The sequence below is a fragment of the Adhaeribacter radiodurans genome (genome assembly GCF_014075995.1).
In the GTDB taxonomy this organism is placed as follows: Bacteria; Bacteroidota; Bacteroidia; order Cytophagales; family Hymenobacteraceae; genus Adhaeribacter; species Adhaeribacter radiodurans.
The window spans coordinates 4,206,499-4,224,558 of record NZ_CP055153.1 but is presented as its reverse complement, the minus strand read 5'-3'; the positions used below and the strand labels follow the sequence as shown (position 1 = coordinate 4,224,558).

Here is an 18,060-nt window from a genome sequence, read left to right as displayed (position 1 = left end):
ATCAATCTTAATGGAAGATTTCGAAGAAATTAATTTTCTTAATACCTTGAACGTTTCTGTTTTAATTTCAGTGATTAGATAATTTGTATTTAAATAAGAGATTTTAGTAAATGTTTTTACTGGTTCTGCTTTAATGCCGAAAACAGATTTTCTTATCCTATATCAAAGTCAAATAAGGCGCTCTACCATCTCCACCTTTAGAAGCTTCAAAATAGTAAAACTACTATCTGGCCTTATTTCATCAATTCTGATTTTCTAATAATAAAAGCCCTCCTTTCAATAAATTAAAAAGCGTGAGTTACCTACACCCACTACAGTTTAGAAAAAGTTTGGTGTTAAACAATTTATAAAATAATATTTAAAGAAAGCTTACCGCGGAAATAAGGTAACCTGTAAATGGAATTATAAAATATAACTTATATAAAATGGATATATAATTTAACTAAGTATACAGAACTAATTTTAGGTATATGTCGTTAATATTAACTTAATAAACTGTATTATTTTAATTTTATATAGTATTAAATAATAATGTTCTCAGAATACATTAACGTTTTAACTGCTATTTTAAAAAATCAGAGAAGAAGTAGGAAGTCTTATTTAAGTCTTATTAAATGAAGCTCTCCGTGCGCCACTCCTTTCTGCTAGTATGTCCCCCTCTTTTATGCTTAGTAAATCTTTCTACTACATTTGGCTGAAGTCAAGAAAGGCATCTTTATCTTTTGTACAAGTAAAAAATCTTATTAAATTTTTAAAATGAAAAAAAATTACACTCCTCTGCTTCTGGTTGTTCGCTCCTTTAAACAAGTATTGCTACTAATTGGAATAGTCATTGGTCTACCCGGCTTTGCTCAAACTATTCAGGTTAACTTCCAAAACCCATCAACGGTACCGCCAAGTGGTTGGGTCCGGGATTATGGTCAAGCTTATGGTCTTCGGACGGGGTCCAATCAGGGCAGTAAATTGACCTATGGCTGGAAGAAAAGTTCGGATAACAGCTTGTTGAATATTTCCGTTGGTGGTACTACTCCGGGTAACGGACGTGATCGGAATAAACCTTCTAATGTACTACAAGCTACCTTGGTGCACATGCAATCAAATGATATTGTGGGTCCTTTTGATGGTACTAAAGCCGAAGGTTACTGGGAAGTAAAAGTGCCGAAAGGAATTTATGATGTAACTGTTTCGGCGGGAGATGCCGGTGTTTATTCTTTCCCGGAAAGACATAGTTTAAATGTAGAAGGGGCTACGGCCATTGATAAATTTGTGCCTACCGGAGCAGTTGGCGCCAGTACCCGCTTTAAATCTGGCACGGTACGGGTAAGCGTTACCGATGGCAACTTAACCATTGATGCCGATGGCGGAACCAACACCAAAATTAACTCGGCCCGGATTGTGCCGGTTACTACTGGACCTATTACTTATTGGTCGGCCAATGAACAAATAGTTACCATTGAAAAAGGTAGTTCTACGGCGAATAAAACGTTTTCTTTAGACTTAAGCAACACCGGTAATAAAAGCGTTCAGTATACACTATCGGCCGTATACAGCGCAAATGGCAACAACTGGTTAACATTTAATAAAACGCATACGGGCACCGAACCGAATGTAACTTTTAATTATGCTAATGCTCAAAATCTGGTGGTGGGTACGTATAAGGCAACCGTTAAAGCAGTGGCTACTGGTTATACTGCTGGTACTTTTACTGTTCAGGTTAAGGTAAGTGCCCCTCGTCCTTACGTAATTTCTTCTACTCCGGCAAAAGGTGCTACCAATGTAAGCGTAAACACCTCCAGTATTGCGGCCAATAACTTGTTTGTGCCAACTGTAACTAATTATAAAGGCGGGGTAAATAATAGTACCATTACCAGCAGCACCGTAAAACTATTAAAAGTGGTAGGTACTTCTACCACCCAGGTAGCAGGAGTTGTACAAGGTACCGGTGGCGGAGATGCTATTAGTTTTTCGCCTACTTTTGCTTTAGAAGGAAATACTACATATAAGTTTATGGTTACGGAGGGCGTTAAATCTTATAGTGGAGCTGCCTTTATTCCGTATACGGCTACTTTTACTACCGGTGCTGCCATTGAACCAACGGATCGTTTATCAGTGGAGTTTACTAAAGTACCCATTCCTGGAACCCAAGGTAAAAAGTATTCTTCTTTAGTAATCGGGCCAGATGATAAGTTTTATGCCTTACGCCTGGATGGAAAAATTGAGCGTTTTACGATTAATCATACGAATGGTACCTTAAGTAATTTAACTACTATAAATACTTTAGTAGGCAAGTACGGGAACCGGACCGCTGTAGGATTAGTGTTTGATCCGGCTTCTACGGCTAGTAACCTGATTGCCTATGTTTCGCATTGTTCTTCCGGGTTAGAAGGCGCACCCATTTTTGATGGTAAAATTTCTAAATTAACAGGTTCTACTCTTTCTACCGAACGCTTACTAGTAAAGAACTTGCCCCGCTCGGCTAAAGATCATTTAGTAAATAGTTTGGTTTTTGGTCCGGATAAAGCCTTGTATATAGCGCAGGGAAGTAATAGCTCGATGGGTGCTTTAGATGGATCCTGGCAACGGAACGAAAGTTTATTATCGGGAACGGTGTTGCGCTTGGATTTAGTAAAATTAGGCAGCTCTACTTTAGACGCTAAAACTACTTCTAACCAAAGTTTAATTAATAAAGCTACCTCAACGCAGTTGCGGTTTTCGGATGGTACTTATAATCCGTACGCTGCAAATGCACCACTGACTATTTATGCTTCTGGTGTCCGGAATGCTTACGATTTGGTGTGGCATAGCAACGGCCAACTTTACGCACCAGCTAACGGCTCGGCGGCGGGTGGCAGCACGCCACCTTCGGTAGCCGGAACCCGTCGGCCGGATGGTACCTTTTACAGCGGACCAACTATACCCGCTACTTCAGGTGTGCAGGTGCAAAACGATTGGCTATTCCGCATTAAACCAAAAGGCTATTACGGTCATCCTAATCCATTACGGGGAGAATACGTAGCCAACCGGGGGTACAAAGACAATCCTAAATACCCTAGCACTATTGGGTCAGATAAAAACTACCGGGGAGCAGCCTTTAACTTTGAATTGAACCGCTCCCCGAATGGCGCCATTGAATACAAGAGTAATGCCTTTAATGGGGCTCTGAAAGGTAAAATACTGGTATGTCGCTTTAGTGGTGGGGGCGATATAATTGTTTTAGAGCCAGGTTCGGTGGTAAAAGGCAGTGCCGACAGTGAATACAATATTGATGATTCTTATACCGGTGCAGGCACCAGTGGCTTGGTGGGGATGTCGGGCTTTATTAACCCCCTAGATGTTGTGGAAGATGTAAAAACAGGTAACTTATACGTGATTGAATTCAACTGGAACAACATACCCGATAGAACTTCTCAAATTACCTTATTACGTGTGAGCAGCATTTCCGATGACGAAGGATTTGCATCTGCTTTTCCCGAAAAAATTACGGCTACCGAAGTGGTGGGAGTAACGCAAACAGCTGTATCCCAGATTACAACTTCTTTGAACCAAGCTACTATGGCTAAGAAAGACAAGGACAAAGACAAAGACAAGGACAAAGATAAGGATAAGGACAAAGACAAAGACAAAGACGAAGATAAGGGCAAGGATAAAGATAAAGACAAGGACAAGGACAAAGACGATGACTCTGATTTACCGGATTTGTCGAAAGTAACCTTACACGCCGTAACTATTTCCAACACCGGACGGGGAAACCTAAAGTTGAAAGGCTTAGGCATTACTGGCGAAAATGCGGGTGAGTTCCGGATGATTGGTGAGCCGGATGCAAAACCAAATAAACCAATAAAAATTCGCAAGAACAGCTCGGTAACCTTTAATGTGGCGTTTTATCCAACCTCAAAAGGCTTTAAAAAGGCAAAGTTAGAAGCGGTAAGTAACAAGAAAAAGAAAGATCAAACGGTTTCGGTAGAGTTGTACGGCTTAGGTATTGTGTACGAAGGCAGTGATACTACTTCCATTGGTTCTTTGGTTGATTCTGTATCTTCTACCATAAGCAAAGTGGTAAATAATGTTAATCAAACTCTTAAAGTTTATCCAAATCCTAACCCAATAGGATCAAAAATTTACGCGGATTTAACGGGATTTAGTAAACAAGAATCTGTTACCCTAAGTTTGTACGATACTTTTGGCCAATTATACCAGGCCAAAACGGTAACTATGGATGCGCAGGGAAGTACTTCGGCGGAATTGTTGGTTACTAAAACCATAAAACCAGGTATTTACATTCTGAAAGCCCAAGGTTCTTCCGGCCAAAAGCAAACCAGAATTGTACTGGAATAGATTTGATGCTGAATTTATTATAAAAAAGGGACGGCTCAATGGCCGTCCCTTTTTATTTATTTTCCGGTATACTTATCGTTTCTGTTCCAATTTGTTATTGGCAACTTGAGACCGGCGTTGCATGAGTTCCCGCCAGGTGGTAAGTACAATTTTTTCGTCCTGAAGCGATTTCCGTAAACTTGGGTCTAGCATAGCCAGCAGATCGCCGTGGCGAGTCGGTCCCGAATTAGTAATATGCTAGAATACTTCGGTAGGAGCCGTGCAATGCATAATCATCATGGTAACGCCCGGTTTTAAAGCCTTTAAGCCAGCTATATATTGTTGTACTTTAAATTGCCGCAGGTTCTCGGGTGTAACGGGAGTAGTAGCGGGTAGTTGCCAGCCATAACTGGTATTGTGTAAATCGTCGAGTACGGGTAAGCCCGCTTGCCATACTTTTTCGCCTAGGGCTTTTGCCTGCATGGCAATAGCAGGAGTTGGCACCGACATTCCTCCTTGATATTTACCCTGGCTTTTTAATTCGGCAATGGCTTCGTTTTTAAGTTGTTGTACTAATAAAGTATTATGGCCACCGGGCAGCATAACTGGAATTTTATTTTCGACTCCAACTTTGATGTAACGTTCTAAAAAAGCAGGCGAAGCAAACAGGGTTCCCATGTGCGAATCCAGGTGAGTAGGCTGAAAGCCCATGCTCCGGGCCCGGGCAAGCTGGGCTCGGATTTCGATTTCTACTTCCTCGGCTTTAGCGTGCTGTACCACATCGCCTACGCTCGGCCATAAAGCGCCTTCGGTGTCTATTAAGGTAGGGGTGCCAACCGTACCGGCAAGGGGAGGCCAGCGGTAGTTTTTCCATTCTGAAGTTAAAGTTAAATGCAAGCCGGCATCTACCTGGGGGTGTTGCTTCAGGTAATTTACAAAACCAGGTACCCAAGGGCAAGGCATCATCACACTAACCGAATTAGCTACCCCTTTTTCCAAAGCCTGAATAGCCCCCTCGTTAGAGTCGTACGACATACCAGCATCGTCGACGTGTAGGATCAGTACTCGTTCGCCTTTTTTATAACCTAATTTTTCGGCGTAAGTCGTTTGGCTAAAGACCGGCATTGTCATTTTAACTGTAATTACCAGAATCAGAAATAACTTTCTCAATAGAGCAGCTAGCATAGAAGTAAGTAGGATTTATAAATTTTAGATTCATATCCTTTAAATACCAGTAAGTTAATTGAATAATCAATCAACTGTTCTTCTTCTTTTACTTTATTTCAAACAGATTTTAGAATAATAACAAGAGAAGAAAACCAAGCAAAATACAAGCTCTAAATTGGCGGATATATCAATCCAGAAAATAGGCCGCTACTCCTTGCCAATTATTTAGGCGGGTATAACCGGTAACGTGTGCGTTATGCGGAGCCGTAAAAAGTAGTCCTGTACCCGTAAAAGTTTTTAAGTTACGTTCCAGGTCGTCGAGCAGGTAATCGGCGCGGATAATACTTTTATCGCCACAAAAAACAATATTTTTCCAGGTAATAAAAGGTAAATGTGTTTTTAACCAATTGTACTTAGGCGTAAACGAATGCTCAAACTCTAAAGCAGCCGTAGTAATAAAAACTTCGTAGCGCTGATGCAGTTGCTCCACTACTTTCAAACTATCGGCGATCGGGTCTAAATCTTTAAAAAAATCGGGTTGGTGGGGGTACTGTTTTACAATATCTAAACGTTCGGGCGGTACTGTGTTAGTTAAATTACGACCTGGTAAACGAAGACTGGAAAGGTCTTCCCTAAATTCTTTTTGATAAAGTTCTATAAAGCGGCCAATAGAATCGGTAATAACTTCGTCCATATCAATGGCGATACGTTTTTTGTTCATAAGGTATAAGTATAGATAAAATTCGGATAACCCATTCCGGTCTATAAAAGTACGTAAAGGAACAAAACATCCGAAATTAAAGGTAAAATTCCACCGGTTTACGCCATTTCAAACGTAGCGGGTATTTATTTTAATTTTTCCGGGAAACAGGCTACAACAAATCTTTCAGAAATAAGTAAATGTACTACTTTACTTTATTTTGAAGTGAGGTATTGTGTACAGAGAAACTTTATAAGTGTTTTTTCTTGCTTGGTAAAGGCGAGCTTTCAATAAAATATATGATACAAGAAGACGAATTACAAACGGTTGCGCATAACTTTTTTGCGGAGGCATTACGATTACTCTCCGAAAGCGAAATTCCTTTTTTAGTAGGAGGGGGACTCGCCTTACGCCAATATACCGGTATTATCCGCGATTTAAAAGATTTGGATTTATTCTGTAAAGCCGGTGACTATGCCCGTATTTTAAAGTTTTTTGCCGAGCATGGCTTTGCAACTGAATTAACGGATGTACGCTGGTTAGCCAAAGTTTTTAAAAATAATTATTACATCGATATAATTTTTAATACGGTAAATAATATTTGCACTGTAGATGATACCTGGTTTGACCATGCCGTAACCGGCGAAGCGTACGGCGTACCGGTAAAATTTATTCCGGCCGAAGAATTGTTGTGGTGTAAAGTTTACGTTCAAAACCGCGAGCGCTACGATGGTGCCGATGTAAACCATATTATTGTAAAACACGGGCATTTACTCGATTGGAACCGCATCTGGACCCGGCTGGAACAGCATTGGCATTTATTGTTGGCTCAAGTTTTACTTTTCCAGTTTGTATATCCAACGGAACGCGATATTATTCCCAAATGGCTGTTCGATACCTTAATAGAAAAAGCTAAAGGCCAGTTTGATTTGCCGTTACCCGTCGAAAAAGTTTGTCTCGGACCTATTATCGACCAGACCCAATACCGAACCGATATTGTGGATGCCGAGTATAAAGTAATTACCATCAAAACTGTTTAAGCAACATGGAACAAAATAAGCAGCAAAATCCTGTCCGGATTGCCGCCGTGGGCGATATTCATGTAAAAGAAACTGACCAGGGCAAATGGGTAGAATATTTCCAGACGGTTTCGGCGCAAGCCGATATTTTATTGCTCTGCGGCGACCTCACCGATACCGGGCACCTAGCCGAAGCCGAAGTATTAGCGCAAGAGTTAAAAGCCTGTACTATTCCCATTATTGCGGTATTGGGTAATCACGATTACGAGCGCGACCAGCAGAAAACCATCAAAAAAATGTTGGAAAACGATAACGTGCATATTTTGGATGGTCAGTCGATAGTACTGCACGGGATTGGTTTTGCAGGCATAAAGGGCTTTGGCGGTGGTTTTGATAAGCACATGCTGTCGATGTTCGGCGAACCCATGATTAAAAGTTTCGTGCAGGAAGCTGTAGATGATGCGTTAAAACTTGATCGGGCTTTAGCGCACTTAGATGTAGATTACGTAGATATACCTAAAATTGTAGTATTACATTATGCGCCTATTAAAGAAACCGTAGTAGGAGAACCGCCCGAAATTTTCCCGTACCTGGGCTGCTCCCGTTTGGTAGAGCCCATTAACCGGCGCCAAGTATTGGTTGCTTTTCATGGCCACGCACACGTAGGTACATTAGAAGGCCAAACTTCGGCGGGAGTAAAAGTATTTAACGTAGCCAAACCAATATTGCAACGCGAAGGGTATGAGGTGCCCTATTACCTGTACGAAGTAGAACTTAAACCAGAACCAGCCGTTCAGGAAGTAGCCAATCAGCAAGAATAATAAAGTAACAAGGGCAAGTAATTAAGCTTGCCCTTATTAACTTAAAGCAATTGTTATCTTGCTTGTGTATAAGGAGTACAGTCAAACGGAAAAATTTGGGTTATACGCAGATTTTAAAGTTTATTGTAGGGTAAGTTTTAAACTAGATAAACCTGTCTTTTAGGCTATTCAAGTAAAACTAAATGCCTATTTGTAGTAAATTATTTCCTATTTGCGCGTAAATCTTTCGTTAATGGCTTATATTAGCTATTATTTGCATGAAAGAGATACAAGATATTGTCCGGGCTTATGGAATAGCCCGCCAATTAAATAAGAAAACCGCCTTAGCAACAGTAGTACAGGTAGAAGGGTCGGCGTACCGGCGAGCTGGTGCCCGTATGCTGGTTACCGAAGAAGGGGAATTAACAGGTGCCATTAGCGGTGGCTGCCTGGAAGGCGATGCCTTGCGCAGAGCCCGCCTCGTAATGACTCAGCAAAAAGCCTTATTGGTAACCTACGATACTACCGACGATGACGACTCGCGTTTAGGTGTAGGATTAGGTTGTAACGGCATTATTCAAATTTTAATTGAGCCCATTGTTGACGAAGATCCGGATAACCCCATTGCTTTACTTTCGGCGGTTATTAGTCAGCGGCAGCAAGCTGTAATTGTTACTTTGTTCTCGCTGCAAAACCGTTTAGGTTTACAGCCAGGTACTTGTTTGTTACTGCCCGAAAAAGGCGATAAACGTGGTGATAAATATCCAAGGGAGCTAGGTGAACTGCTGGAGAAAGAAGGAAGCCAAGTATTGCATAGTAAAAAGTCCATTATCCGCAATTATCAATTACAGGATAAGGTATTTAGTGCCTTTGTAGAATACCTGCATCCACCTGTTTCGGTAATTGTTTTAGGGGCGGGCAACGATGTGCAGCCGCTCGTACAAATGGCTAGTATTTTAGGTTGGCAGGTAACAGTAATAGATGGCCGCACTAATTACGCGGTTAAAGCCCGTTTTCCTACCGCCGAAAAAGTATTGTTAGCCAAACCCCAACAGGTACTGGAAAATATATCGGTAGATGGGCAAACCGTTTTCCTGCTCATGACCCACAACTATAATTACGATTTGGCTATGCTCCGGCAATTATTGCCTTTGCCAATAGAATATGTGGGAGTTTTAGGACCCAAAAAGAAACTAAACCAGATGCTCGAGGAACTGGAATCTGAAGGCGTGGAAATTTCTTCGGAACAAATGCAGAAAATTTACGGTCCGCTTGGTTTAGATATTGGGGCCGAAACTCCCGAAGAAATTGCTTTATCTGCTATTTCTGAAATTAAAACGGTACTTGCCGGCAAAGAAGGTACTTTTCTGCGCCAAAAACCGCAAGCTATTCATGAACGGTCCGTGGTAGATGCGCCCATCGCAATTGCAGACTCGCAGCCGGTATCGGAAAAAGTAATTTAAGTATTATTATGGGAGCAACCGGGGTGGTTTTATTGGCGGCAGGCGCATCCGTTCGCTTAGGGAGTCCGAAACAAAATTTAAATTTTCAGGGCCAAACTTTAATGCAGCACGCAGTGCAGGTAGCGCAACAATCGGGTAGCAGCCCTATTGTAGTGGTGCTGGGTGCGCAAGCCGATTCTCTAAGAGCGCAATTAAATTTTCCGGAGATGTATATTGTGGAGAATAAAGAATGGAAGGAAGGAATGAGCGCTTCTATCCGGCACGGTTTAGCGGCTTTATTAAAAGTAGCTCCTCTCGTAGAAAATGTAATTATAATGCTCTGCGACCAGCCTTTTGTCTCTGGCGAACTCCTGCAAGAATTAATCAAACACAAAGAAACCAGCTCTCAAAAAATAATTGCCTGTTCTTACCAGGATACAGTAGGTACACCAGTATTGTTTGATAAGCAATATTTTCAGGAGTTACTTGCCCTACACGGTAACAATGGTGCTAAAAAATTACTTTACCAGTACCCGGAGTTTGTAGCTACTATCCCGTTTGAGTTAGGTTCTTTTGATATTGATACCGTATCGGATTACACGGCTTTGCAGCAGTACCTGTCCGGTAATAGCAAAAATCCGGCAACCCTTTTAGAAGATAATCCGGAATAAAATCAACTTTTTAGCGCTGGACTAATTGCTCTTCGCGCCGTAAGCTTTTATCAAAAATAAAGGTTCCGAAGGGTATCAGCGAAGCTAAAAAAGCCAATAATGCCCGCCCAAAACTCCAGCGCCGGTTAACCCATACGTGCAGTAATGCTAATCCAAATAAAACAAATAATACGCCGTGCGCCCAACCTACTATTTTAACTACTTCCGGGATACCCGCCCAATACTTTAAAGGCATGGCTATGCCCAATAAAATTAAATACGAGATACCCTCTATAATTCCTACAACCCTAAACCGTCTGATTGGTGTTTGCATTTCTTTATTTTATATTTCTCCGGCAAAGGTAGGTACCATTTGCTAAAGCAAAAAATTAAGAAGAAGTTCTTACTTTTAAATTCACTTTAAACTTATGAAACTAAGGGACGCTCTTCTTACGATATTATTTACTTTTATTATTTCTTTTGGGGCAATAGCTCAATCTAAATCTAGTTCAGCTAAGCAATCTGCTAAAAATAAAAAAGATACTGGTTGGCAGTTAGTGTGGGCCGATGAATTTAATATTCTTGGTCGACCAGACCCGAAGAACTGGATTTTTGAAAAAGGATTTGTCCGGAACCAGGAAGCCCAATTATACCAACCAGAAAATGCCTGGTGCGAAAAGGGTTACCTGATTATTGAAGGCCGGCGGGAACAAAAAACTAATCCTGCTTATCAAGCAAATAGTTCTGATTGGCGCACCAATCGCGAGTTTGCGGCTTATACAGCGGCCAGCTTAACTACTCAGGGAAAACAGCAATGGCAATATGGCCGATGGGAAAAGCGCGGAAAAATAGACATAAGGCCGGGAATGTGGCCGGCTTTCTGGACATTAGGAGTTTCCGGCGAATGGCCCCGCAACGGGGAAGTTGATATTATGGAATATTACCGCGACTCCTTATTAGCCAATGCAGCGTGGGGCACGGCCAAGCAATACCAGGCAAAATGGAGCACCACTAAAAAAGCCATTACCTCTTTTAACAACCCTAATTGGGCGCAAAAATTTCATGTTTGGCGCATGGATTGGGACGAAAAATACATCCGGCTGTACGTAGATGGTTTGCTCCTGAATGAGGTAGATTTAACTAAAACTATTAACCAAGATGGCTCGGGTAAAAATCCTTTTCACCAACCGCATTACTTGCTCTTGAACCTGGCTATTGGTGGTACCAACGGTGGCGATGTTTCTAAAACTACTTTCCCCGCCCGGTTCGAAGTAGATTACGTACGCGTTTACCAGAAAAGAAAAACGCAGTAATAGCTTTAAGTAATAACTTAAAAAAAGTTGAAGCAAATAGTCAGAATAAAATAAAAAAGGTGACCCCATCCTGGATTCACCTTTTTTATTTGTTGTGCATCAAACAACGAACAACTAAAAACCAGCAACTAAAAAATTCTATTCTTCTTTCTTCTCGTAACGTTTGCGGTCGTTTTCGTCGAGGTAGATTTTACGCATCCGGATGTTTTTCGGCGTTACTTCCAGGTATTCGTCTTTCTGGATGTATTCCATTGCTTCTTCCAGGGAGAACTGAATTTTAGGTACAATCCGCACGTTGTTATCGGAACCGGAAGCCCGCATGTTGGTCAGCTGCTTACCTTTTTGAATGTTCACGGTTAAGTCGTTGCCACGGCTGTGCTCGCCAATTACCTGACCCATGTACACATCTTCGCCGGGTTCTACGAAAAATACGCCGCGATCTTGTAATTTATCAATAGAATAAGCCGTACCCGGACCATTTTCCATGGCAATTAAAGAACCATTAATCCGACCCGGAATGGTGCCTTTATAAGGTTCGTAACTCTGAAAACGGTGGTTCATAATAGCCTCACCAGCCGTTGCAGTTAATACGTTATTACGTAAGCCAATTAAACCCCGCGCCGGAATGTTAAACTCCAGGTGTTGCAAGTCGCCTTTGGGCTCCATAATGGTTAACTCGCCTTTGCGCTGGGTTACCAACTCAATTACTTTACCCGAAGTTTCTTCCGGTACGTCTACTACTAAATGTTCAATAGGTTCGTGGCGTTGACCATCGATGTCTTTAAATAACACCTGTGGCTGACCTACCTGTAATTCATAGCCTTCGCGGCGCATGGTTTCAATTAAAACGGACAAGTGCAGAATACCCCGGCCATAAACCAGGAAAGTATCTTCTTTGTCGGTTTCTTCTACCCGTAAAGCTAAGTTCTTTTCCGTTTCTTTAAATAAACGATCGCGTAAGTGGCGGGAAGTAACAAATTTACCTTCTTTACCAAAGAACGGCGAGTTGTTAATAGTAAACAACATGTTCATGGTTGGCTCATCAATAGAAATCCGCTCTAATGGTTCCGGATTTTCAAAATCGGCTAAAGTATCGCCAATATCAAAACCTTCGATACCGGTAATAGCACAAATTTCGCCGGAAGAAACCGATTCCACTTTTACTTTACCTAAGCCTTCAAAAATGTGTAGTTCTTTAATTTTTACTTTTTTAATGCTGCCATCGCGCTTGCACAAGCTCATGTTAGCACCTTCTTGCAAAGTGCCGCGGTGTACCCGGCCAATAGCAATCCGGCCTACAAACGAAGAGTAATCTAAGGAAGTAATCTGCATTTGCGGTGTGCCTTCGCGGGTTGGTGCCGGTGGAATTACTTCGATAATGGCATCGAACAACGGAATAATGTTGTCGGTTTGTTCGCGCCAATCCCGGCTCATCCAGCCTTGTTTCGAAGAACCATATAAGGTTACAAAGTCTAACTGGTCTTCAGAAGCATCCAGGTTAAACATCAAATCAAATACCTGTTCGTGTACTTCATCGGGGCGGCAGTTTTCTTTATCTACCTTGTTTACTACCACAATAGGTTTTAATCCTAACTGAATGGCCTTACTCAATACAAAACGGGTTTGGGGCATGGCGCCTTCAAAGGCATCTACCAGCAGCAATACACCATCTGCCATTTTTAATACCCGTTCTACCTCTCCGCCAAAGTCGGCGTGGCCCGGAGTATCAATAATGTTAATTTTTACGTCTTTATAACGCACAGAAACGTTTTTGGAAACAATGGTAATACCACGTTCGCGTTCCAGATCGTTATTATCCAGAATCAGGTCATCGAAGTGCTGGTGCGCGTCAAATATTTTAGAAGCGTGAATAATTTTATCAACCAGCGTCGTTTTGCCGTGGTCAACGTGAGCGATAATCGCAATGTTTCGGATACTTTGCATCAGTAATTTAATTGAAGCCGCAAAGGTACGGATTTTTATATAATTTTAGTAAGTCGCTTTATTTTAAGTTTCTAAATAACAAAAGGATAATTTTTCAGGTTCCGTTTTCACCTCTTGAAAAGCAATCCAATCGCTTCTTTATTTGCGTATAATAGAAAGAGTAAAAACAAAATAAGTTTCAGAAAAATAAAACTTGCCTATTTCGACAAGTTTTAAAACCAATTAAATTCATTCAGATGAAAGCAATAGTATATGGCATGGCAGCCCTCTTATTATCGGTAACTGCCTGTGCCCAATCCAGTAAAAAAGCCCCGGCCGGCGAAACTACCGCGGAAGCTGGCCGTGAACAAGTGCCAATTAGTAAAGTAAATAAATTAAATAAAGCCGGCCAGTCCGCTAAAATTGTGAAATCTAATGCCGAATGGAAAGCTATTTTGACGCCCGAACAATACTACGTATTACGCGAAAAAGGCACCGAAAGGGCTTTTAGCGGTAAATACAACCATAACGTAGATAAGGGAATATATAAATGTGCCGCCTGCGGTTTGGAATTATTTTCTTCCGATACAAAATTTGACTCTGGTACAGGATGGCCAAGTTTTTATAAACCCTTAAATAATAAAAATGTAAAAGAAGATCGCGACATGAGCTTAGGCATGGCTCGCACAGAAGTACTATGTAACCGGTGCGGGGGCCACTTAGGTCACGTATTCGACGATGGGCCCAAACCCACCGGATTGCGGTACTGCCTGAACTCGGTATCGTTGGCTTTTGAGAAGAAGTAAATTAGTCCACAGATGTTTATTGTTAAATGGCTGAATTGTGCAATTGGTTGACTATGCTTTTGAAAACGCTGGATAGTTAAGCGCGCGAAATGCTAACAATTTATTTGAAAAGCACCTGCTTTAGTGGGTGTTTTTTATTTAATGTGCTGTACGTAAAAAAAGTAAATTTATTCTATTCTTCCTACCTTAACTATCATCATTTAGTACGCGTGGTTTTTTCTATAAACTATGGACCATCGTCTAAGGACTATAAAATAACTAATACCCTTTAAGGCGCGTACATTCTTATCAGAACAAATCAGATTTTTACTATAATGGAAAATTTAACTTCCCCCACCAATAACATCGAAAATACCACTAATTTAATCATGCAGGCATTCCGGCATTTTAATATACAGGCCAACGACGTGTTAACTTACGAGCAGTTAACTCCTTATTTAGAAGAACACGACGAGCACAACCATTTTAAAGATGTGCAAAGAGATGCGGAGTACCATTTAATGAAAGAAGCTTACGCTACTCCCGATGCATCTGGATTACGGCTAACGCCGCTGGGTTACAATACTCTGCAAGAGAATAAAGAAGTAAAATAAATATCGCCAGCCAACCATGAACCGCCTGAAATTAGAGCGTAGAGGTAAAAGAACTGCGTACTATTGGGTACTACTAACAGCCCTAACGGGCGGAATGGTGAGCTGCAGTTCGGCGCGCAAAACAAGCGAAACCGCAGAAGATCCAATTGAGGTAACTACTACCCCCGCTACTATTGAAACCGATGAACAGCGGCAACAAATTTATAATAATGGGGTCGGCAGCAATCCGGAGCAATTACCTAAACCAAACTTAAACGATCGGGCCAGTGAAGTTAACCGCAAAAGAAATATTGAAGATAACAGCACCGATAGACCTGCTTTAACGCCGAACGAAGCACGACCGCAGGAAATAAGAACGCGTACCGACACGGTTCCGGGCATCCGATAATACAAATTGCTAAAATAAAAAAGTCTTACCGGAAGAATAGCATGTCTTTCATGTATTCTTCCGGTAAGACTTTTAACTTAAAATTTAAATAATTTATTTCTTAATGAGGAGCCTCCACCGTTGATTCTTGTTGGGCAGGTTCAGCGGGGGTTAAGGTTACTTTGCGGGTACGGCTAGTAGCTGGTTTTTTTACCACAGCAGGTTCCTTTGTTTTCTCTTGATCAGTGGAGTCGGAGTTTACGGAACTGGTAGGTTCAGGAGCAGCTACTGTTGTTGGTTCGTTATTTTCGTTGGTTTCAGTATTATCACTAGAAAGGTTATCCGGTTTAGATTTAGTCTTTCCTTTTGCTTTCTTACTGCTTTTTGGTTCTTTTTTACCAATAATTGCTTCTTCGGCATCTTCCACGGTAGTTACAATGGAATTCAATACGTCGTTCATCACAAATTCCGAACCTTCGTGCAGTTTGCGTTTAGCCTCTTTCAGCGCGTTTTTAATGGTGGTTTGTGTTTCTTTTTTAATATCGCGTACAAGTATTTTCATTTTTTTGTTAAAATCCCGTTGCAATTCTTTTGATCCCAGCTTATTTGTAGTGCTAGCCGAACCTTTCTTCTTGCCTGTTTTTTTCTTTTCCGATTTTTTCATGATAGTTAATGTGCTTTGACAAACTTTATGCATTAATTGGCCTGAATCTAAAGCAGGCCATGAAATATCGGATTAATTTAACTTATTGTATATTAAATTTTTGTTAAATTTAATTTAATCTTCTACTCGCCTATTGCTAATATTTCGGGAACTCACTATTGTTTACGTGCTGTAAGCGCTTCGGCAAAATCACGAAGCAATTTTCTATCTTTGCACCCCAACTTGTAAAAAATGGATTCAAAATATAAACGTTATACTGTTACGGCCGCTTTACCCTACGCAAATGGTCCGGTACACATTGGCCACTTAGCCGGGGTATATATACCCGCCGATATTTACGCACGGTATTTGCGCTCCAAAGGCGCTGATGTAAAATTTGTTTGCGGCTCCGACGAGCACGGCGTTCCTATTACGATTCGGGCGCAGAAAGAAGCTAGCACGCCGCAGGAAATAGTAGATAAATACCACAAACAAATAAAAGATTCCTTCGCCGAGTTTAATATTTCTTTTGATATTTATTCGCGCACGTCTAATGAAACGCACCATCAAACTGCTTCGGAGTTTTTTACTAATTTGTACGAAAAAGGAGTATTTGAAGAAAAAACCTCTCAGCAGTATTTCGACGAAAAAAGCCAGCAGTTTCTGGCCGACCGGTACATTGTAGGAACGTGCCCGCGGTGCGGCAACGAAAATGCGTACGGTGACCAGTGCGAAAAATGCGGTTCCTCTCTTAGCCCTACCGAGTTAATTAATCCGAAGAGTATGCTGAGCGGTGAAAAGCCGGTATTAAAAGAAACTAAACATTGGTATTTGCCGCTGGATAAATACGAAGATTGGCTGCGCGAATGGATTGTGGAAGGGCATAAAAACGATTGGAAAACCAACGTGTACGGCCAGTGTAAATCCTGGATTGATGGTGGCTTGCAGCCCCGCGCTGTTACCCGCGACTTAGATTGGGGCGTACCTGTGCCGCTCGAAGAAGCTAAAGGCAAAGTACTGTACGTGTGGTTCGACGCGCCTATTGGCTATATTTCGGCCACGAAAGATTTAACTCCAGATTGGAAAACTTATTGGCAAGATCCGGAAACTAAACTGGTGCATTTTATCGGGAAAGATAATATTGTATTCCATTGTATTATTTTCCCGGTAATGCTTAAAGCCCACGGTGATTATATTTTACCGGATAACGTACCAGCCAATGAGTTTTTAAACCTGGAAGGGGATAAAATTTCCACGTCGCGGAATTGGGCCGTGTGGTTGCACGAGTACCTGCAGGATTTTCCGGGTAAAGGCGATGTGCTGCGCTACGTATTGTGCGCCAATGCTCCCGAAGCCAAAGACAATGATTTTACCTGGAAAGATTTTCAGGCCCGCAACAACAACGAACTGCTGGCTATATTTGGTAATTTCGTGAACCGGGCGTTGGTGCTCACGCATAAATATTTTAATGGCCTGGTGCCGGATAAAGGTGATTTAACCAATTTAGACCGTGAGGTTTTAAGCCAGTTCGAAACTTACCCGAACAAAGTTGCGGCAGCCCTGGAACAATACCGGTTTAAAGAAGCCCTGCAAGAAGTAATGAACCTGGCTCGCTTGGGCAATAAATATTTGGCAGATACTGAACCCTGGAAATTAATTAAAACCGACGAAGCCCGGGTAAAAACAATTTTAAATATTGCCCTGCAAATTGCCGGTTCTTTAAGTATTCTAATAGAGCCATTTTTACCCGCTTCGGCGCAAAAGCTCGCCGATATGCTCAATATTCATTTGGGTAAATGGTACGAAGCCGGCATGTCGGAATTTATTATTCCGGCTCATCCGCTAGGCGAAGCGAAACTATTATTCGAGAAAATTGAGGATGCCACTGTAGAGGCGCAGGTACAAAAATTACACGACACCAAACAAGCTAACTTACTCGCTAACTCGGTAGCGGAGCCTGCCAAAGAAAATATTACTTTCGACGATTTCTCTAAAATGGATATCCGGATCGGTACTATTCTGGAAGCTGAAAAAGTAGCGAAAACTAAAAAGCTGCTGAAGTTAAAAATTGATACCGGCCTTGACCAACGTACCATTGTGAGCGGTATTGCCGAATATTTTATACCGGAAGCTATTATTGGCCAGCAAGTAGCCGTTTTAGTAAATTTGGCACCCCGTGAAATTAAAGGTATCCAAAGCCAGGGTATGATTCTAATGGCCGAAAACGCTGATGGTTCTCTAGCCTTTGTACAACCTTCCACGGTAGTGAAGAACGGCGGAACGGTGTCGTAATTTAGATTTAGTAAATTTTTTAAAGCTGCGC

At 41.6% G+C, this 18,060-nt stretch carries 14 protein-coding genes and 1 pseudogene; 10 read left to right on the top strand and 5 right to left on the bottom strand.

The window, feature by feature from the left end; all coding sequences use genetic code 11:
* The first annotated feature begins 756 nt into the window (after positions 1-756).
* Positions 757-4,335: an Ig-like domain-containing protein gene (locus HUW48_RS16930; protein ID WP_182412071.1), complete on the top strand. Its 3,579-nt coding sequence runs from the start codon at positions 757-759 to the stop codon at positions 4,333-4,335.
* Positions 4,336-4,407: 72 nt separating this feature from the next.
* On the opposite strand, the pseudogene HUW48_RS16925 reads toward HUW48_RS16930, so the two are convergent.
* Together HUW48_RS16925 and HUW48_RS16920 are read right to left on the bottom strand one after the other, a co-directional pair.
* Positions 4,408-5,445: pseudogene (locus HUW48_RS16925) on the bottom strand (polysaccharide deacetylase family protein).
* A 223-nt stretch (positions 5,446-5,668) separates the two neighbouring features.
* Complete coding sequence (locus tag HUW48_RS16920) at positions 5,669-6,202, bottom strand: 5' nucleotidase, NT5C type (RefSeq protein ID WP_182412070.1); 534 nt, start codon at positions 6,200-6,202, stop codon at positions 5,669-5,671.
* Positions 6,203-6,480: 278 nt separating this feature from the next.
* On the opposite strand from HUW48_RS16920, the gene HUW48_RS16915 reads away from it, so the two are divergent.
* The 4 genes from HUW48_RS16915 to HUW48_RS16900 all read left to right on the top strand — a co-directional run bounded on the left by HUW48_RS16915 (position 6,481) and on the right by HUW48_RS16900 (position 10,113).
* Positions 6,481-7,221 (top strand): nucleotidyltransferase, encoded by a 741-nt coding sequence (locus HUW48_RS16915; RefSeq protein ID WP_182412069.1) that lies wholly within the window; start codon positions 6,481-6,483, stop codon positions 7,219-7,221.
* A 5-nt stretch (positions 7,222-7,226) separates the two neighbouring features.
* Positions 7,227-8,021, top strand: a complete 795-nt coding sequence (locus HUW48_RS16910; RefSeq protein WP_182412068.1) for a metallophosphoesterase family protein — start codon at positions 7,227-7,229, stop codon at positions 8,019-8,021.
* 257 nt (positions 8,022-8,278) lie between these two features.
* Entirely contained in the window at positions 8,279-9,463 is a 1,185-nt protein-coding gene (locus HUW48_RS16905) for an XdhC family protein (protein ID WP_182412067.1), read from the top strand.
* Positions 9,464-9,471: 8 nt separating this feature from the next.
* Positions 9,472-10,113 (top strand): nucleotidyltransferase family protein, encoded by a 642-nt coding sequence (locus tag HUW48_RS16900; RefSeq protein ID WP_182412066.1) that lies wholly within the window; start codon positions 9,472-9,474, stop codon positions 10,111-10,113.
* A 10-nt stretch (positions 10,114-10,123) separates the two neighbouring features.
* Here the strand turns inward: HUW48_RS16900 and HUW48_RS16895 are convergent, their stop codons facing one another.
* Complete coding sequence (locus HUW48_RS16895; protein WP_182412065.1) at positions 10,124-10,426, bottom strand: DUF3817 domain-containing protein; 303 nt, start codon at positions 10,424-10,426, stop codon at positions 10,124-10,126.
* A gap of 94 nt (positions 10,427-10,520) precedes the next feature.
* Between HUW48_RS16895 and HUW48_RS16890 the strand changes: the two genes are divergently transcribed.
* On the top strand, positions 10,521-11,405 hold the full coding sequence (locus HUW48_RS16890; RefSeq protein ID WP_182412064.1) for a glycoside hydrolase family 16 protein: 885 nt from the start codon (positions 10,521-10,523) through the stop codon (positions 11,403-11,405).
* 138 nt (positions 11,406-11,543) lie between these two features.
* On the opposite strand, the gene typA is transcribed toward HUW48_RS16890, so the two are convergent.
* On the bottom strand, positions 11,544-13,349 hold the full coding sequence (gene typA, locus HUW48_RS16885) for a translational GTPase TypA (protein WP_182412063.1): 1,806 nt from the start codon (positions 13,347-13,349) through the stop codon (positions 11,544-11,546).
* A 236-nt stretch (positions 13,350-13,585) separates the two neighbouring features.
* On the opposite strand from typA, the gene msrB reads away from it, so the two are divergent.
* The 3 genes from msrB (at position 13,586) to HUW48_RS16870 (ending at position 15,115) form a co-directional block, all read left to right on the top strand.
* Positions 13,586-14,134 carry a peptide-methionine (R)-S-oxide reductase MsrB gene (gene msrB, locus HUW48_RS16880; protein ID WP_220463941.1) on the top strand — a complete coding sequence of 183 codons (549 nt, stop codon included), beginning with the start codon at positions 13,586-13,588 and terminating at the stop codon, positions 14,132-14,134.
* Between the two features lie 314 nt (positions 14,135-14,448).
* Entirely contained in the window at positions 14,449-14,727 is a 279-nt protein-coding gene (locus HUW48_RS16875; protein ID WP_182412062.1) for a hypothetical protein, read from the top strand.
* 16 nt (positions 14,728-14,743) lie between these two features.
* Positions 14,744-15,115, top strand: coding sequence for a hypothetical protein (locus HUW48_RS16870; RefSeq protein WP_182412061.1), 372 nt, complete (start codon positions 14,744-14,746; stop codon positions 15,113-15,115).
* A gap of 100 nt (positions 15,116-15,215) precedes the next feature.
* Here HUW48_RS16870 and HUW48_RS16865 read toward each other — a convergent pair whose 3' ends face one another.
* Positions 15,216-15,758 carry a hypothetical protein gene (locus tag HUW48_RS16865; protein WP_182412060.1) on the bottom strand — a complete coding sequence of 181 codons (543 nt, stop codon included), beginning with the start codon at positions 15,756-15,758 and terminating at the stop codon, positions 15,216-15,218.
* Between the two features lie 231 nt (positions 15,759-15,989).
* Between HUW48_RS16865 and metG the strand changes: the two genes are divergently transcribed.
* Positions 15,990-18,029, top strand: coding sequence for a methionine--tRNA ligase (gene metG / locus HUW48_RS16860; RefSeq protein ID WP_182412059.1), 2,040 nt, complete (start codon positions 15,990-15,992; stop codon positions 18,027-18,029).
* Positions 18,030-18,060 lie beyond the last annotated feature (31 nt).

What these genes read in the sequence shown, in the direction of transcription:
- HUW48_RS16930 (WP_182412071.1), top strand. Translation starts at nt 757, where the DNA reads ATGAAAAAAAATTACACTCCTCTGCTTCTGGTTGTTCGCTCCTTTAAA.
- HUW48_RS16920 (WP_182412070.1), bottom strand. Translation starts at nt 6,202, where the DNA reads ATGAACAAAAAACGTATCGCCATTGATATGGACGAAGTTATTACCGAT.
- HUW48_RS16915 (WP_182412069.1), top strand. Translation starts at nt 6,481, where the DNA reads ATGATACAAGAAGACGAATTACAAACGGTTGCGCATAACTTTTTTGCG.
- HUW48_RS16910 (WP_182412068.1), top strand. Translation starts at nt 7,227, where the DNA reads ATGGAACAAAATAAGCAGCAAAATCCTGTCCGGATTGCCGCCGTGGGC.
- HUW48_RS16905 (WP_182412067.1), top strand. Translation starts at nt 8,279, where the DNA reads ATGAAAGAGATACAAGATATTGTCCGGGCTTATGGAATAGCCCGCCAA.
- HUW48_RS16900 (WP_182412066.1), top strand. Translation starts at nt 9,472, where the DNA reads ATGGGAGCAACCGGGGTGGTTTTATTGGCGGCAGGCGCATCCGTTCGC.
- HUW48_RS16895 (WP_182412065.1), bottom strand. Translation starts at nt 10,426, where the DNA reads ATGCAAACACCAATCAGACGGTTTAGGGTTGTAGGAATTATAGAGGGT.
- HUW48_RS16890 (WP_182412064.1), top strand. Translation starts at nt 10,521, where the DNA reads ATGAAACTAAGGGACGCTCTTCTTACGATATTATTTACTTTTATTATT.
- typA (WP_182412063.1), bottom strand. Translation starts at nt 13,349, where the DNA reads ATGCAAAGTATCCGAAACATTGCGATTATCGCTCACGTTGACCACGGC.
- msrB (WP_220463941.1), top strand. Translation starts at nt 13,586, where the DNA reads ATGAAAGCAATAGTATATGGCATGGCAGCCCTCTTATTATCGGTAACT.
- HUW48_RS16875 (WP_182412062.1), top strand. Translation starts at nt 14,449, where the DNA reads ATGGAAAATTTAACTTCCCCCACCAATAACATCGAAAATACCACTAAT.
- HUW48_RS16870 (WP_182412061.1), top strand. Translation starts at nt 14,744, where the DNA reads ATGAACCGCCTGAAATTAGAGCGTAGAGGTAAAAGAACTGCGTACTAT.
- HUW48_RS16865 (WP_182412060.1), bottom strand. Translation starts at nt 15,758, where the DNA reads ATGAAAAAATCGGAAAAGAAAAAAACAGGCAAGAAGAAAGGTTCGGCT.
- metG (WP_182412059.1), top strand. Translation starts at nt 15,990, where the DNA reads ATGGATTCAAAATATAAACGTTATACTGTTACGGCCGCTTTACCCTAC.